7 protein-coding genes are annotated in these 17,239 nt (G+C 56.5%); 6 read left to right on the top strand and 1 reads right to left on the bottom strand.

Annotated elements, in window-relative coordinates:
• The first annotated feature begins 520 nt into the window (after positions 1 to 520).
• The 3 genes from BMX32_RS18425 to BMX32_RS07185 are packed head-to-tail and all read left to right on the top strand — an operon-like array spanning position 521 to position 7,289.
• The gene (locus BMX32_RS18425) at positions 521 to 5,791 is read left to right on the top strand and encodes a hypothetical protein (protein ID WP_139206690.1); all 5,271 of its coding nucleotides are present in this window, start codon (positions 521 to 523) and stop codon (positions 5,789 to 5,791) included.
• Complete coding sequence (locus BMX32_RS07190) at positions 5,788 to 6,885, top strand: RHS repeat-associated core domain-containing protein (RefSeq protein WP_170843585.1); 1,098 nt, start codon at positions 5,788 to 5,790, stop codon at positions 6,883 to 6,885. Before BMX32_RS18425 ends, BMX32_RS07190 begins: the two co-directional genes overlap by 4 nt.
• Positions 6,882 to 7,289 carry a hypothetical protein gene (locus tag BMX32_RS07185; protein ID WP_089976231.1) on the top strand — a complete coding sequence of 136 codons (408 nt, stop codon included), beginning with the start codon at positions 6,882 to 6,884 and terminating at the stop codon, positions 7,287 to 7,289. Before BMX32_RS07190 ends, BMX32_RS07185 begins: the two co-directional genes overlap by 4 nt.
• A gap of 1,321 nt (positions 7,290 to 8,610) precedes the next feature.
• Here the strand turns inward: BMX32_RS07185 and BMX32_RS07180 are convergent.
• Positions 8,611 to 10,149 (bottom strand): recombinase family protein, encoded by a 1,539-nt coding sequence (locus BMX32_RS07180; RefSeq protein ID WP_089976228.1) that lies wholly within the window; start codon positions 10,147 to 10,149, stop codon positions 8,611 to 8,613.
• A gap of 144 nt (positions 10,150 to 10,293) precedes the next feature.
• Here BMX32_RS07180 and BMX32_RS07175 point away from each other — a divergent pair, with 144 nt between their 5' ends.
• From BMX32_RS07175 to BMX32_RS07160, 3 genes are all read left to right on the top strand, one after another.
• Entirely contained in the window at positions 10,294 to 11,376 is a 1,083-nt protein-coding gene (locus BMX32_RS07175; protein WP_089976225.1) for a PA0069 family radical SAM protein, read from the top strand.
• A 466-nt stretch (positions 11,377 to 11,842) separates the two neighbouring features.
• Complete coding sequence (locus BMX32_RS18420) at positions 11,843 to 15,598, top strand: hypothetical protein (protein WP_139206689.1); 3,756 nt, start codon at positions 11,843 to 11,845, stop codon at positions 15,596 to 15,598.
• A gap of 142 nt (positions 15,599 to 15,740) precedes the next feature.
• Positions 15,741 to 17,090 carry an AAA family ATPase gene (locus BMX32_RS07160; protein WP_089976217.1) on the top strand — a complete coding sequence of 450 codons (1,350 nt, stop codon included), beginning with the start codon at positions 15,741 to 15,743 and terminating at the stop codon, positions 17,088 to 17,090.
• Positions 17,091 to 17,239: the final 149 nt, after the last annotated feature.

Genomic DNA, 17,239 nt, shown 5'->3' with positions numbered 1-17,239 from the left:
ATCTGGCTACCGCGAAGCAACATCATGGGTGCGTCGCTCCAATTAACGAGGCACCGCCGAACACGGCATGCCGTTGGCGGTCGTGCATCAGCTCGCCAAGACATGCGCTCGGGAGTCCGAAACTAGCCGCAAGTATGCGATATGTCCCGAAAGGTCAGAACTGCATTCATTGACAGGCCGTAACGCACCTCAGATCTCGTTCTTCTCTGGCGCGGAAGCGGGGCGCCATGACACTGCGAAGGCCGCAGAACGGAAAAGCGCCTTACGTAAGGATATCGCTCCAGCTTGTGTAGGCGAAGGACTACATCGGCTGAGTCGTAGCACAGGAACTCTTTTCCTCTCATTGCCTTACGCCTCGTATGCATCAATTCGCAAGGTCTTGCGGTGTTGTACCCCGGCTTACGCTTCTATAGCGTTCGTCACTGCTTGGGGCCTCTAAGACATCTGAACGTCGAAGGCGCTGACAACAGGGGCGCAGCGCAACGCTGCGACACATCACACTTCAGATAAGGCGTCGTAGATGGCTTTCCGCTCAGGAAGGTGGTGTCTGGCAGTCGTACTACTCTGCGCTTCGTCTCTCGGACAAGCCCAGTCGGCGACGACCAATCCGGAAGATGAGTACAAGAAGCTCGTCAAGGTTCAGACCGATATACAGCCGCTAGGCGAGAATCCATTCGGTGAAGCGGTCAACCTCTTCGACGGTGGCTTATCCTTCCACGTGGTCGACATATCAGTGCCAGGAACCGGCCCAACGATCGAAGTGGGCCGCAGTTTCCACGCAGACGGTGACGCTTCCGTGCGCTGGTCGTCGGCGGAGTTCGGCGACTGGGATCTAGATCTTCCGCGCCTAACAACCTTGACCTCTGCACAGAACACGATCATCCAGGGGCCAAACCAAATCGGGTGGCTGGTCAACTCCATTGCGCGGACCGATCGTTGTACGAACTTTGGCACGCCGCCCGAGCAACGAGTAGGCCGCCCTGGCACTGACCCGATAGAACCCTCTGCATGGTGGAACCAGGGCTATACGCTTCAGATCCCAGGTAGCGCTGATCAGGATATGCTGAAACGCGTTGCTACATCACCCCCTGCTCCGACGGTAGACGGAACCAGTTACGTGGCCGTCTCCAAAGAGCACTGGAACCTAGGATGTCTATCGGCGACTGCTAATGGTGAAGAGGGCGAAGCTTTCTTAGCGGTAGGCCCGAACGGACAGAAGTATTGGTTGAATCAGTTACTCTATCGACCTGCCCGCGACTTCGGAATTATCCGAAACTTAGGGGTGATGGCCGCAACGCGGATGGAAGATCGCTTCGGCAATTGGCTTGCCTATAACTGGAATGGTGCTCAGCTAACCAGCATCGTCGCAAGCGATGGTAGGCAAGTGACCTTTGAGTATGCTGGCGACGGCGTTCACGTCGCGAGAATAAATGTCGTCACTGCCTCAAGCGGCACGCGCACATGGACATACGGCTACACAGCCGTCGCCGACGGCCAAGTTCTAACCAGCGTAACGTTACCAGACGGAAGTGCCTGGAACTATGACCTCTCAGCCTTGACCTATGACGTCAAGTCAACCGCGCCTCCGGGCCACTGCAATGATGTCGCGCAGCCTAATGACGTTTCGCAAGTTGGCGTAGTAGTTGCGCCTAGCGGCCTACAGGGTCGTTTTGAGATGCACCCAACACGACATGCTCGTGCTGGCGTTCCTGAGGCTTGCTCGGCCAACACGCCCAGCGGCCAGGGGGCCGAGATGCGGCCGAGATTCACGAACAATCTTGCTCTTACATCGAAAACGTTTTCCGGCGCGGCCGTCGGCCCTCTGGGATGGACGTATTCGTACCCGCTTGCAACAGCGAGCTGGCTGGCGACGTGTGAGACAGCTGGTTGCGACTCGACTAGTGTCACGCTAGTCGTGAGTCCAAGCTTCGACACCACTCGTTACACGTTCTCAAATCGCGCCGACGCGACAGAGGGCAAACTCAAAGAGGTCGCCTACTTCAAAGGCGCGGACACGAGCGGTGCAGCCGTGCGCACTGAGGCGCTCTCCTACGCCGACGCTGGTCAGGGCCCATGGCCAGTCAAGTATGGCGGAGGCTTTAACGTCATGGCGAACTTGGAGCGGCAAGAGCAGGAAGCGCCGCAATCCGAAAAGATGGTCACGCAGGACGATGTCAACTATGTATGGCAGGCACTGGAATTCGACGCGTATGCCAGGCCTTCATTGACGACACGCTGGAGCAGCCTCCATCCGGACAAGCAGCTTCGAGAGCGTCACACCTTCTTGGATAACGCGGAACGCAGCATCATCGGACTCCCCGTAGCCACGACGAATATCGACGATGGGAAGGTCATCTCGCTGAACAACTACGACGCAAACTTCATGCTGGCCTCGCGTGATCGCTTCGGACAGCGTGTAATGTCGTATTCATTCAATGGGCAAGGACAGCTCGCGAGCTTCACCGATCCCCGCCAGAACACGACGATGCTAGATCAATACGTGCTCGGTGTACCACACACGATTACCTTTCCAGATAGAAGCGCGCAACATCCTAACGGGACGACAGAGACCGTGAATGTCGACGGGTTCGGCCAAGTTGTTTCGGTAACAGATCAAGCAGGCGGAACGACATCGTACAGTTACGATCCCATCGGAAGGATCGCTCGGGTTGATTACCCTAGCGACGACAATCAAGCTTGGGCGTCTGAGCTATATACGTACAATTTCTCGCCCGACGCCTTGGGAATGGGCGGTAGTCACTGGGTGCGCACAAAGACGCAGGGCAACCGAAGCGAGCGTACTGATTTCGACGCGATGCTTCGCCCGGTCCTCATCGGAAAATCTGAAGCCGGGTCTGCCGCCCTTTATGTCACCGCACGAACAGAATACGACTGGAAAGGTCAGAAGCTGTTTGAGTCATATCCAGCAGACGGTATGCAGGAGAGAAGCGCTCTGTCACAGGGCACCACGACGGCATACGATCCGATTGGACGAGTGGTGTCGGTTAGCCAATCATCAGAGCTCACCCCTTCATCCGGCGGCGTTACCACTTTGACCGATTATCTTGTGGGTGGCGTGCAACGAATAACCGACGCCAACGGAAATCAATCGATCACCTCGTTCCAGAGCTTCGACGAGCCCGATTTCGCGCATCCCGAGTCGATCAGCACAAGTGATGCCTTCGGGGCGCCTGTAGTGTCGCAAACTATGGTGCGCGACATTTATGGAAATCCCGTCGAGGTCACGCAAGGCGGCCTAACAAGGAAGATCGTTTACAACGAGCAGAATCGAGTATGTCGGACGACAGATCCTGAGACCGGAAGCGAGATTACGGCATACGATGAGGCTGGCAATCCGGTCTGGACCGCGTCGGGTCAAGCACGCGATGTCTCCGGGTGTGGGTACGACTCTGTTATGGAGTCGGACAAAACTACGCGTTCGTTCGACGCCATGAACCGGATCACCACTCAGCTCTATCCGGCCGGTCAGCTCGCTCTGACCTTCGATTACGATCCGCTTGGAAACGTATCCCATGCCGTTTCTGATACATCAACGGGGACTGCAGATAACCGAGGGCAGGTATCGTGGACCTTCGGACGTAACCATCGTGGACTACTCACGACAGAAGTTTTGGCCGTGGACGCGTATAGCTGGACAATCAACTATGGGTACGACGCTAACGCGGCTCCGAGCTTCATCCAATTCCCCGACGGCGAAGTCGTCGATTCCTCGCCCAATGCATTAGGACAGCCGACGTCGGCAGGACGGTACCTCAGCGGCGTCACCTATTTCCCCAATGGCCAAGTGAAGCAATATAGTCTGGCTAACGGCGCAATCTACAAGGCGAGACTGAACGACCGACAGCTCTTGGGCGCGTTTTCATACGGTACTGACGCTGGATCGACACTCGAGGAATCACTGACGTACGATCGGAATGCCAACGTAGAGGCTATCGAGAATGTGACCGACCTTCATCGTTCGCGCACCATGACGTACGACGGACTGAATCGTCTCAGTAGCTCAAGCTCTGATCTGTGGGGTACGGAGAGCTACACATACGATGAACGGAACAATCTTGCTTCTATCGTTAATGGAGCATCAGTCAATACGTACCGCTATGACGATCGAAACCGCCTGGATTCAATAGTCGGTACCTCTCCCCACTCCTTTGCGTACGATGAGAGGGGCAATGTGGTGAACCGAGACGGGCAGGCTTTCGCGTTCGATCTGGCGAATCGCCTCCTAGCGTTCTCGACTACCGGGCACTTTATGTACGACGCGTCGGGTCGCCGCGTTAAGTCGGTGACGACAGACGATACAACCTACTACGCTTACAATAGCGCAGGAACATTGGTTTGGGAGTACAACCCAAGATCGGGTGAGGGCACGAGTTACATTCACCTTGGAACAAAACTTGTTGCAAGCAGGAAGTCGCTCTTGGCCCCAGCTGCGTCTCCCGTGCTCTCTGCGCCTGAAACGACTCGTGAAAATGTGGCCTACACCGTGTCTTGGACGAGTATTTTGACAGCTACTAGTTACGATCTCCAAGAGCGAGTCAGCGGGCTTGATTGGCAGACCATCGCAACGACTTCGTCGCAGAGCCAAGCCGTTTCGCACTCATCAGCAGGAGACTTCGATTACCAGGTTCGTGCATGCAACGCAGGCGGTTGCGGCGCTTGGAGTTCGGCCGTCACGACAACCGTAATCCCGCCTCCTACAGCGCCTGCGGCGCCTGCGAACCTAAGCGCTTCGTCGTCCGGAAACCAGCAGTCGATCACGATCACCTGGAGCGCCTCACCCGCCGCTTCATCGTATACGCTGCAAGAGATGGTGACGGGCGGCACGTGGATATCCGTGTATACCGGCTCGTCGACGAATGCGACTGTTTCATCCGCGGCGGACGGTGTCTACAGTTTTCAGGTGCAAGCGTGTAATGCCGCCGGCTGCAGTTCGTGGCAGCAAGGCACCTCGCTTACGTTGCGCCACGTTCCGAACGCTCCTTCCGCGCTGAGCGTTCAGGGTGTAAGTACAGGACCGATTGCTGTTAGCTGGTCTACTTCGAACTACGCACTCACATACGCGCTTCAGCGTAGCAGCGACGGTGCCAACTACTCCGACGTCTACTATGGCTCGGCAACGTCAACTTCAAGTGTGGCTGCCGCAAGCGGTACCTATTGGTTCCGCGTCAGGGCTTGCAACAGCACAGATGGAACACTTTGCGGGCCGTACAGTCCGACGGGTACCTCATCAGTGACGATCGCCCCAACGCAGCCACCCGGTATATCTTCCCCTGCCTCCAGCAATAACGGGTGCTACACGGTTAATTGGAACGGGGTGCCAGGGGCGACTTACTATGTGATGCAGGAGCAGGTCAACGGTGGAGTGTTCAACACTGTGGCAAACGACGGATCCGGTGCTCTGAACGTATGCGGTAAGGGGGCGGGAAGTTACGGCTACCGCGTGCAAGGATGCAATGCGGGCGGCTGTGGTCCATTCAGTGGGACGTCGACGGTTACGGTGTCGCTTGTGCCTCCTGTGCCGGTGGGCATACACATGGATGACACGGTAGTTGGTAGGTCCGAGCGTTTGACGATTTATTGGAACGCATCACCTGGCGCAACGAGGTACGAGATCTTCAACATTAAGTTGAATAAAATCGTATACAGCGGCACCGGTCTCTCAAACCAAGTTGAAGCAGGTACAGTTCCGTACGAGATGAAGTACACCTATCAGCTCAGGGCCTGCAATGACCAGGGATGCTCAGCCTGGTCAGGAGTAATCGCAGGATGACCCATCGAATCGTTCGAAAGCATGGGGAAGCCCGGCCCGAGCACGGTGCCTACTATCGGAGAGTTGCGATGTGCGCTGATCATCTATACATCGCGGCGTGCCGTGTGCTCGGAAAGGCACGTGATCAGATCCGCTGCATGAGCTACGGCCTGAGTAGTCACTGGGGGGCAGTGCTCATTGTAGTGCTAGGAGCTCTTGCGGCTCCCGCACAGTCCGAGACTGTCGTCTACTACTACGTTGATCACCAAGGAACACCGTTAGTTACGGCAGACAGTTCAGGCGAAGTAATCTCAATGGCGGACTACCGTCCGTACGGCGCGCGGATCCTTGGAACCCAAGAGGACGGGCCAGGATATACCGGTCACGTTCACGATTCCGAATCGGGTCTCGTGTATATGCAGTCGCGCTACTACGATCCGATCGTTGCGCGTTTCTTCGGCCCTGACCCTAACGAGGTCCGGGCAGGAAATCCACTCCAGTTCTCTCGCTACGCCTACGCGGCGGGAAATCCAGTAACGAACGTGGATCCTAACGGTCGGGAGGCCGCCTGCGTCAGCAGTCCGTCGCATTGTGGCGGGATTGGTAAAGGCATCGAGAACTTTCCTGGCAACGTCGCTAGCGGTGTACGCTTCGTTAACGACGAACTCATTCTTCCCAACGTCGCTGCAAACCCGGCGTTCCTCGGCGAGGCGTCTATCGCTCTAGAGGGTCTCGCGACGATAATTGAGGGCGGTGCTCTTACCGAAGCCGTCGCCGGCGGTGGTGAGGCTATGACGGCGCTAGAAACGGGGTCCGAGGTTCCCATCGCCGCGTCGAATACGGCAAGGTCGATGGCCAAGTTGGGCGACCTTCGCCCAACTCACGGACAAACGATGAGTAACCGAGCCATGAAAGCACTTACAAACTCGATAAAAGAGAGCGGAGTGCAATCTCCGCTGACGGTAACAGAGCACGAGGGCGCATCTTATATCGTCGATGGAAACAATCGCTTTGTTGCGGCGATGAGGGCAGGAGTCAAGGAAGTCCCCGTCATAAAAAAAGAACTGCCATTCGGCGCGTACAAGAACGCCGACGATCTGGACTTCACACCATGAACATTGATGTGCCTGACGACATTCGCGCCAACTTAATCACGTGTCGGAATCTCGTATCGGCCGGAAAGCACACAGCTGATGTCCGCGAAGCTCTGGCGGCGAGCCTGGAAGCGCTACCGATGATCGAGGTGCCGATGACCCGTTCGCTCCTAGAGATCTGGCTACCGGAGGCTCTAGCCGCATACGATAGTCATAACGACATGGAAGCTACGACGATCCTTAACTTCCTGCACAACTTACCGCTTACAGAGTCTCAGGTGCAGGTCTGGAACCATTCGTACTTCTTGACGGTCGAGCTTCCCGAGTTTCTAGGTTCATTCGAGATTGAGCACGCACCGACTGAAGAACTTTTCAACACCCTTGGGTTTGTTGCCGCTGGCTGTCGTCTACACTGTCAGCAATGAGTAGTCCGGGATCCGAGCTTGGCGCCCTGCAGCTGGCAAGAGATGGAGCCTTTACGCACAACCTACGTACCGGGAAGAAAGTTATAGCCATCACGGCCGTGTCGTCTACTTTGAAGAGGTGGCTACGGCGACGCCGTTACCTGTTCGCTCCTAGGATCACCAATGCACGCCATCGTCGATCGACATAGGCCGTCTCCATTACATAGATGACTACGCTCTCCACGCACGCAAACCACGCTGCCGCCTTCGACCGTGTAGGAGTCATGCGATCTCCGTGATGCTATGCATTGCGCGAACGTTATGAGGTGCGAATCTCAGAGATGTGACGGAGTGCTCCAAGTATGGGACCTTTAGACGCCAACCTGTGGACCCGGTTATCCATTCCCTAATGGATGCACGAGAAGCCAACGTATTGACCATAGCCGGAATCGTCCGTGACGCGGCGGCAATGAATGAGGCCGCTCTGAGCACTGATTTCGATGAAGCTCGGTTCCGTGCTCAACTGGTGGCGGGAAAGGCAGCTGACGCCGGATTCACCGAAGTGGCGGCGATGGCAGCTCGTGTTCTTTGTCGCCTTGGCCCGCCAGGAAGCGTTCCTCTCGGTGGATACGGAGAAGCGATGCTTGCCTTGGCGAACAGCTTGGACGATGTTGGATTCGATCCAATCGGAGAGTCTGGTTCCCCATGACATCTGTCCGCAGCTATCAGGTATGGATTTGGTACCCTGCGCTCGTCAGCCGCAGTCGACATGGGTTGCGGCGGTCGCTTCCGTCTCCGGCCCATTAATCAATCACGAGACGGCGGGATATGCTGCAAGGCACGTTGCGAACTGATGGATCGGTTAAATGATGCTTACGTCGGTCCTCACGGTATACCCGGGCGTCCCCCGCGTCGCGGTCGGAACATGCCCAAGTCACAGGCGGACTGCCGTCGGGCGCGCCGCATTCCGGTAGGAGCCCATCGGGGAGCACGACCGCTCGCCGCGTCCGTCGACACGACTCGTAATATGGTTACCAAGGCGTCGGGATAGTTCCGTGCGAGCCATCCCAGCACTTCTACCTGCGCAACTACCGGCTTGAGCCTCGCGCGCGCAACGGCCAGCTGCAGAACAGCGTCGACGCGTGAGCCATCCTTGGAGCGCACCAGAAGAGCGGGAAGGTCATGGATCAGGCCTGCACACGGCCCGAGCGCCAAGGCGAAGTCGGGTGCGTCACGTATGGACCAGAGTGCCTGGACGAGCGCGCCGCACTGCGCCCATGCCGCGCCTGCTGCCGCTGAGTAATCGGCAAGCCTGGCGGTGTCGCGGGCCTGTCGGGTGAGTTCACTCTGATACATGACGGGAGATCCGGCTGAGATGCTGCAGAAAGCCTAGCGAGGGGAAGATAAAGAAATTGGATGCCGGCGACGGAGGGTCGCTCACCCATTGCGGCCAGCAGTCCGCCATGACACGAGGTAGCACCACATAGTCGAGAGGCACTGATCCATCCACCGCCATCCGTGCGCCCACGATGACGTCGACTGACCGACGTGTAGGCCTAAGCTCCCACCTGCTCTTTCCGTGATAATGACTGGCCTGGAAGAGCCGAACGCCGATTGTCCAGACACCATCCACCTCGAGTATCCACCCGTCTTCTGCCACTTCGGCGCCATCATCTTCGAGCATCTCGCGAACACAGGCCAGGACACTCCGCCGCCAGGGACGAACCTTGTCCCTGATGTTCCCATAGTCGAGGTCGCGCACAGGGGAATAGCCGATCTGCCGGTAGGCCTCCCGTAGGCTGCCAAAGCGCCGCAGATACGACTGCGCCGTCGGTGTCTCGGGACTCGTATCCAGCAGCCGGCTAGTAATCCGCCCATGCCGGGCTTTGACAAGCTCCATTCCTTCGAGCATGGCTTCAGCACTCGGCTTGCGGTTCCTATCCTCACGCGCCAACTTGGCGGCGTTGAAAAGCTCGCGCGTTACAAGTGCGGGAAACGCATCAGGCACCCTTAGCTCGCGGTCCGGCGAGCGTGAGCCATTGACGCGGCCGATCGCCTTAGTTGTCTTCCCGAACACTAGGGTGCCAATGTAACGCTCATCGTCCAGCAGCTCTCGCGTTCCATTAAAGCTCCACTTGCGCCCCGCTTGGTTGAGGATCCCCTTGGCGTTGAGCTTCCGCGTGATCGCGTTGCAGGAGACGCCAGCCGCAGATTGCTTGAAGATCCATCGGACAACGCGTAGCTCGTCTGGCGGACCCAATACAATTCGGATGCGGTCGGTCATTAGGGATTTGCGCTCCCCAGGCTGAAGGACTGCCTTAGGTCGGCCCTCGGCATCGACTAGTTGGCGACGCAGGCCATAGCCAGGGGGCCCGCCCATACGATATCCCGCCTTGACCAACCGGCACTGTCCGGCAAAAACTTTGCTGGAAAGCTCGCGTGAATACTCACCCGCCATGGAGCGCTTGAGGCCCTTCAACATCGCCGACAGCGGTGAGCTGTCCGCGGCGAACGGTTCAGCGACGTAGACCACCTTGACCCCATGGCGTAGGCACAGAAATTCATAGAACGCGGCCTCGTCGACATTCTGAAACCGGCCCCATCGACTGACGTCTAAAACCAGGACCGCTTCAAATTCTGCAGCGCCTGCCTGCACATCCTCCAGCAACCTTTGAAGTGCGCGTCGACCCTCTAGGCGGACGCCGCTGCGCCCTTCATCCGAATAGGTGCGAACGACCTTCATTCCGTTCGCTCGGGCGTATTGAGCGATCGCTGCGGCTTGGTTGACCGGCGAGTAGATCTGCTTCTCCGTCGACATGCGTAGGTACTGCGCGACGTCCATAAGGGAGGCGCGGCTCTGAGGAGGCGACAGCTTCGTCATGTGTAGAGCCCTTATCGAGCCCTGCCATGCCCAAACCTACGCCGACGCCCTTGGATTCTCAACAAACTGCCGCTTAGGGCATTGGGGTATTCAGAGCCCCGGTAAATCGCTGCATCTGAGACGTTGCTGCTGTACATTTGTACAATGTCAACGCCAATTCCCATGATAAGGGCCCACAGAGGGCGCGGCGCGGCCTCGAATCCCGAGGGTCGGTTCGAGAGGACCCGCGCCGTGGCCGAAGACGACGGCTGGTACCGGGAAGAGGACGAGCGCCGGCCGCAGACCGAGACACGCGAAGAGCTGGCCCGCTCGGTGATTACACGCAATGACTCACCCGACATCGGCTTCGATCAAGCGATCAATCCATTTCGCGGATGCGAGCATGGATGCGTTTATTGCTACGCGAGGCCCTCGCACGGCTACCTCAACCTTTCGGCCGGCCTAGACTTTGAGACGAAGCTGTTCGCCAAGACCAACCTCGCCGAAATCTTGCGCGGGGAACTGGCGAGGAAGAACTACGTCTGCAAGCCGATCAACATAGGAAGCAATACCGATCCCTATCAGCCCATAGAAAAAAAGTGGCGGTTAACGCGTGCCGCTTTGGCTCTGCTCAATGAATGCAACCATCCCTGCACCATCGTCACCAAGAACGCGCTGATCGAGCGCGACATCGACATCCTCGCGTCCATGGCTGAGCGGAACCTGGTGCAAGTGTTCGTCTCCATCAATTCGCTCGACAACAAGCTCGCATCGAAGCTGGAGCCACGTGCGTCGGCACCGCATCGTCGGTTGCAGGCGGTAAAGTCGTTGCGAGACGCCGGCGTGCCAGTGGGTGTGCTGGTCGCACCGATCATCCCGGCGTTGAACGAAAAGGACCTCGAGAGCATCATCGAGCGGGCCGCTGCTAACGGAGCTAACTCCATCGGTTATACGTGCGTTCGTCTGCCGCATGAATTGAAGCAGCTGTTTCGGGAGTGGCTGGGGATCCATTACCCAGATAGAGCTCCGCATATCATCAGCCTCATCCAGCAGATGAATGGCGGAAAAGACTACGACAGCAACTTTGCCTCGCGGATGCGCGGGCAGGGTGTGTTTGCGGACATTATCCGGAAGCGGGTGCAGGTGGCTTCGCGGAAGGCGGGCCTGCACCGGGCTTGGGACACGGTGTTGGATACGTCAAAGTTCGTGCCGCCGAGGATTTGTTCACCGCAAGGTGAGCTATTTTGAGATCTAGACGCCGATCGGTTACTACATATCGACGCGACTTGCTCGACTACCGCATTTGAGTACATTGCCGATCGCCTTGACTATGCTACCCGCAACCGAGCCACTGACCGATTTGAGCGAACGCCCAAGCGATCCAAAATGATAAGGCCAGCAAGAACGGGCCTTTTTTTGTCGCATGAAGGAATGTCAACCTCCCCTCGGCGCCTGCTATCGGCCCGGTGGGAGCTGATCTAAGTCTTCGATAATGCGCAGGCCGCCCGTGCGAACTTATTTCAAAATCGTTGCCACATTCGGTACATCGCAAGAGTGACCAATCCACGCCGGGGTGGTCACTCCCGGCGATGAACTCAAGACGCATGGGCAGTGACATACCACTTACTATAGCGGCTGCTTGGAGGTCGTTCGAAGGGTCACCCCGAAAAGCTTTCGGACAAACTTGAACTGCAGAAGCGAAAGGAGCACTTGCATGAAATGGATCAATGTATCGGACCTCGCCACATGGGCTGAGCGTGTTGATGCAAGGGCCGAGCTTCCAAATTTGGTTCGGCACCTCATCAAGGCGAGCATTCCGGACTGGAGGCGTCTCCGGTTTCCCGGTGGTGACCAAGGGCAGGTGCGCGGCTGGGACGGCGTTTTGGAAACGGCCGAGGCCGCCAAAGCCGTTCCACAGGGAAAATCTAAGTGGGAATTCGGTACAGGTGCGGGCGAACGCAAGGCTACCGACGACTACAACAAGCGAACAAAAGCATCGGGCTTGTCGCCGGAAGAACAGCATGAGACAACTTTTGTTCTCGTAAATCTCGAGCCTTGGGACACGCCGAGAACTACTCTGGTTGCGTGGGAGACAAGCCGTACGGCGGAAGGTGTTTGGAAGGAAGTCAAGTATATCGATGCCATTGAGCTGGTGCAGTGGCTGGATGAGTTCCCCGCAGTCGCTGCGAGATATGCGCGGAATGTGCTCGGCAGCGCGCCACGAGTAGGTGCACTCAGTACTGACGAGTTCTGGGAGATGTACAGCCGAAGGTTCAAGATACCCCTTAACGAAAAGGTTGTGATCGGAGATCGTACTGACGATGCCGAGGAGCTCGTTCAGAAGCTGCAGAACACAGCCGCTCAAGCCATTCCCATTTGCGTCGAAACGGCGGTCGATGGAATAGCCTTCGCAGTCGCTGCCATCCGAAGCGCACCAAGCGAAGTTAGAGAGGCTATCGAACTCCGCACTTTGATCGTGGAAACGGCTGATGCTGCCAGAGAGCTCAGCGACAAAAGCTTGAATCTAATTGCTCATCAGGGGGCAGGAGAGTCTGTTGGTTGGCTATCGTCACGCATGCCAACCGCGTATGCCGTGACCGGGGTTCAGGCTCGCCGTCTGGGCCTGATGAAACGATCTTCAGCAGCAGCAATGGCTGAAGGATTCCTTGCAATGGGTATGTCCCGCGAAGAAGGGTACGAACTGGCATATCGCTGCGGACGTAGCCTGACCGTGCTTTCCCGCATATTCTCTGACCAGCCAGTTGAGAATCCTGCCTGGGTTGCTCAGGCGCAATCACTCAAACCGGCACTGCTCGCAGGTGGATGGGTCTCCAGCGTGCCGTTGGACTGCCAGGCTGTAGCCCAACTTTCGGGCCTTAGCGACTACCACTCCCTCGAGGAGACGTTTCGTGCGTTCGCTTTGCACGATGATCCGCCATTGGACAGGGTGAGCAGTCAGTGGCAAGTGCGTGCACCGGTAGACGCATTTACTTTCTATGCCCCTCTCCTCACGCAGCGTGATCTAGAGCGGCTGAGAGAGGTTGCAGTCACAGTTCTCGGACACGCAGCGCCAGTTCCTTCCCGCGATGAAATCTTCCGGCCTGGGCGCGAATGGCCCGCTGACTACAGCAAGTCGCTCAGAGATGGGCTTGCTATGACGCTGCTCCTGATCGCGTGCCTACATAGCGTCGTGGATCTCCAATTGGATGAGGGTTCTCCTCAGACATATGTTGACAATGTGGTTCGGTCGCTCCCGAACCTCGGGCGTAGCCATGAATGGATTATCGCCCTTGGACAACAGGCTGCCCTGGTTGCGGAGGCTGCTCCCAGTCCTTTTATGTCGGCCCTCGAGTCTATGCTCGAGGGCCAGAATGAGTCGCTATCCTCTATCTTCGTCGACTCAGGCCAAGACTTGTTTGCCCAGCACAGCCCTCATGTAGAACTTATCTGGGCGATAGAAGGGCTCGCATGGCATTCTGAGTATCTTGATCGCGCAGTTCTCATTCTAGGTGGCTTAGCCGCCATCGATGTGAGCGAAACTGCAAAGTATGGCAATCGCCCGATCAATTCGCTGCGCGAGATTCTCTTGCCGTGGTCTCCGAGTACCTATGGAGACCTTGCACAGCGAATCGGTTGTTTGGATCAGCTGATAGCAAAATACCCCGTCGTTTCTTGGGCACTCTTGCTAAGGCTTATGCCGAACCCGCACGATTCGTCCGTCGATACTCACCGTCCGCGGCTGCGCGATCCGCGCCCAATGGACCAAGAAGTCCTCACCTACGGCCTTGTGTGGGATGGGCATTCGGCGGTCGTCGATAGAGCCGTAACTCTGGCTCAAGGCGATTCAGTGCGAGTGGCGGAGCTGCTCTCTCACATTCCATTCATGAGCGAAAAAGATAGCTCTAAAGTTATCGACGCTACCGAAATCCTTCTTCAGCAATTGGATGCCGATGCTCCAGAAAATGTTCTTGGTGAGATACGCGAGTTGGTCAGTCGCGCAGACTATCTCTCCACTGACTCTAATGACGATTCGGTGCCTCTGCACGCGATTGAACGTCTGCGCGAACTACTAGAAGAACACGGTCCCGCGAGCCATTTCGTTGAAGCGCGTCGCCTCTTCGATGAATGGCTTCCAATCAGCAGGGCTTCGGAAGATACGAGCCAAAAGCGCTTGAGAGAACTCCGGGTGGCTGCATTGCGCTCCGTATTCTATGAAGAAGGTGCGTGTGGCGTACTTAGCGTTCTCTCTACCGCGAAGATTCCGGAGCTAGTTGGACCAGTTCTGCTTGATTTGCCTCTGTCCGGCGATGATCTAGAAAACATCATTATTTCTGCTCGTGCGAATGGCAATCCGGGCAACGTAATGGCATTCGCATCACTAGCAGGCCTGCAGGTGGACCCCGAATGGCGATCACGGGTTGTAAGCATGGCGACAGGGTGGTCGGATGACCCTCACAGTGCTGCTGCATTGGTGGCAGGCTGGTCATTGAACCATGAGACGTGGGATTTTGTTGAGCAGCTTGGCGACGCTATTCGACAGCAATATTGGATCAACATGAGATTTCTCCCAGAGGACGACGAAGCTCTTCTCTTGCGTGGAGTGGCCGAACTAATGCGAGTCGGCCGGCCGATGTATGTACTAGCGGCCGCTCATCGAAGTCTGAACCGACTTCCGACGAAGACATTGGTCGACGTTATGCGATCCGGTCTTGCGAGTGGATCAGACGATGCGGTTGAGGGTGGGGGTACGATGCTCAGCTATTACCTCAAGGCAGCCTTCCTTGAGCTGAAGAAGCGTGTTGACGTCGACGTTCAGCAATTGGTCGGCTTCGAGTATGCGTATTTCCCTTTGCTTGAGTACGAGAAGATGCCGTTGGCGATCTATGACAAATTAGCAACCGATCCGGAGTTCTTCGTTGGCCTGTTGAGCCACGTATTTAGGGCGGAAAACGAGCCTGCACGAGAGGGGACCGAAGCGGAGGCGCGACAAGCGACGAATTCATTCAGAATTCTTAGCGCATTTACCAAGGTGCCTGGTCAAATCGAGCATGTTGAGTCCGCGGGCACGCTTTATCATTGGGTGGCGCGTACTCAAGAGTTAGCCAAGGAGTTGGGGCGCGCGAAGATTGCTGACACCTATATTGGAAAGCTCTTGGCATATTCGCCGTCCGTGGCCGAAGGCGAATTATGGCCGTCTGCGCCAGTGTGTGAAGTGCTTGAAGAGCTATCCACAGAGTCGCTACTAGATGGGTTCCGTATGGAATGCTTCAACAAGAGAGGTGTGTACTCGAAGAGCCCCTACGAAGGCGGAAAGCAGGAGCGTGCTCTGGCTGCGCGCTACAAGCAGTTCGCGTCCTTGGCAAAGAGCTATCCACGTACGTCACAGCTTCTCTCATCAGTGGCAAAGGACTGGGAGAGCCAGGCAGCGGGCGAAGATATAAGAGCCGAGCAGGACAAGATGAGCCGCTGAAGCTCTCGAGTCGGTCATGTTCATGAGTCCGAATCCCGCGACAGCTTGCACCTTCACGACACCCGTGGTTCGGTCCCATTCGCAAATAGTCTTCATCTGACTACGTAAGACTAGTTTATCCCCTCTCTTGGTGCTGATACCGATGGAACATACCGATCCTCGCCATGATGACGAATCCGCATTTGGTGCACGAATTCATGCAGTCCTGTCGCCTGCCTCGCCGATCCAGTCGGAGGAGTTCTTGTTTGGGCGCGATGAACAGCTCGAACGTATACGTCGTTGCCTTATGGCTCCAGGTCGCCAAGTGTTCATTTATGGTGAGCGTGGTGTTGGGAAGTCATCGCTCGCAAATGCAGCAGCTGCTGCGTGGCAGTCTAGTGACAAGCCGCCGTTACAGGTGTCGTGCGGACGTTCAGACACGTTTTCAAGCGTCGTAGGATCCCTGATTCGCGCAACACAAACCGAGATCGATGGAACCATCACGACGAGGAAGGAAGCCAAGGTGAGCGCTAAGCTGCTGGACGTCGGCGGCCAGATAGAGATTACCAAGCCCCAAGCTCGGGATCCGGCCGACATTGAAGGTGCTGCTTACCGCCTTGACGCAGCTTTTTCTGCTTACTCGAGCAAGACTATTGCAGTCATCGACGAGTTCGATCTAATCGTGGATGCGAATGAACGCAATCGGTTCGCGGAACTCGTTAAAGCGCTCGGAGATCGGAAATCGTCTGTCAAGTTGATCTTTACCGGTGTTGCGGCAGTACTTGATGAACTATTAGAGTCGCACGGTTCCGCACAGCGTCAGTTCGAAACTATTGAGCTAGAACGATTGCCTTATCAAGCACGCATAGATGTCGTTAAGGCAGCATTGAATTACTTCTTTGTCTTTGCTGACGAAAGCGTGACCTATCGTATCGCTAGCGTAAGCAACGGCTTTCCTTACTACGTCCATCTTCTTACAGAGCACTTGCTATGGGCCTGGTATGGGGACAAGCAATCTCATGATATTTCTCTGCCGCACTTACACAAGGCTTTTGCGGGAGCCACTGGTGCCGTCCATGCTGGTCTAAGGCAACCGTATGACAAAGCAACGAAAGGCCGAGATCAAGCGGCATTCGTTCTCTGGGCTGCCGCCGACGCTTTCGACCTGGAGCGAACGACAGACGCCATCTGGCTGTCTTATTCGCAGATTTGCGAGACATTGGAGGTCCCTGCCCTCGATCGTGCCAAGTTCACCGGCCAACTCAGAAAACTTAGAGAGCCGTCTCATGCGTGCATCCTAGAACAGACCCCCGAGCGAAAACTTCATCGATTCCAGGAATCGATGGTTAGAGGATATGTTCGGATGGCAGCCGCTTCGCGCGGAATTGAGTTGGATGATCAGCAATTTGACCCGCCGCCGCAGGCCTTAGTCCACGCGCCTCGGTTCTCTAAACGAAAACGGTGGATTGATACTTCGCGATTCATTCCTAACATGTCGCGCGACAAGCGCTAGGCGCTACGGCATAGGTATCTAACGGCTAAGCATGCTTACATCAGCACCAGCGGGCGGTCAGGCACCGACGGGCCAGTCTACCGAAGGGGCCGGGACTATGCATCCGGATAGAAATCCAACGAATGCTCGAGCCCTCCGTTCAAAAGTGA

The sequence above is a fragment of the Luteibacter sp. UNCMF331Sha3.1 genome, from assembly GCF_900109915.1.
GTDB lineage: Bacteria > Pseudomonadota > Gammaproteobacteria > Xanthomonadales > Rhodanobacteraceae > Luteibacter.
Note: the sequence above shows the minus strand (reverse complement) of the source record. Positions and strands in the feature narration are given on the sequence as shown.

Bases quoted from the DNA above. Each gene is read 5' to 3' on its own strand.
- BMX32_RS18425 (WP_139206690.1), top strand. From the start codon at position 521: ATGGCTTTCCGCTCAGGAAGGTGGTGTCTGGCAGTCGTACTACTCTGC.
- BMX32_RS07190 (WP_170843585.1), top strand. From the start codon at position 5,788: ATGACCCATCGAATCGTTCGAAAGCATGGGGAAGCCCGGCCCGAGCAC.
- BMX32_RS07185 (WP_089976231.1), top strand. From the start codon at position 6,882: ATGAACATTGATGTGCCTGACGACATTCGCGCCAACTTAATCACGTGT.
- BMX32_RS07180 (WP_089976228.1), bottom strand. From the start codon at position 10,149: ATGACGAAGCTGTCGCCTCCTCAGAGCCGCGCCTCCCTTATGGACGTC.
- BMX32_RS07175 (WP_089976225.1), top strand. From the start codon at position 10,294: ATGTCAACGCCAATTCCCATGATAAGGGCCCACAGAGGGCGCGGCGCG.
- BMX32_RS18420 (WP_139206689.1), top strand. From the start codon at position 11,843: ATGAAATGGATCAATGTATCGGACCTCGCCACATGGGCTGAGCGTGTT.
- BMX32_RS07160 (WP_089976217.1), top strand. From the start codon at position 15,741: ATGGAACATACCGATCCTCGCCATGATGACGAATCCGCATTTGGTGCA.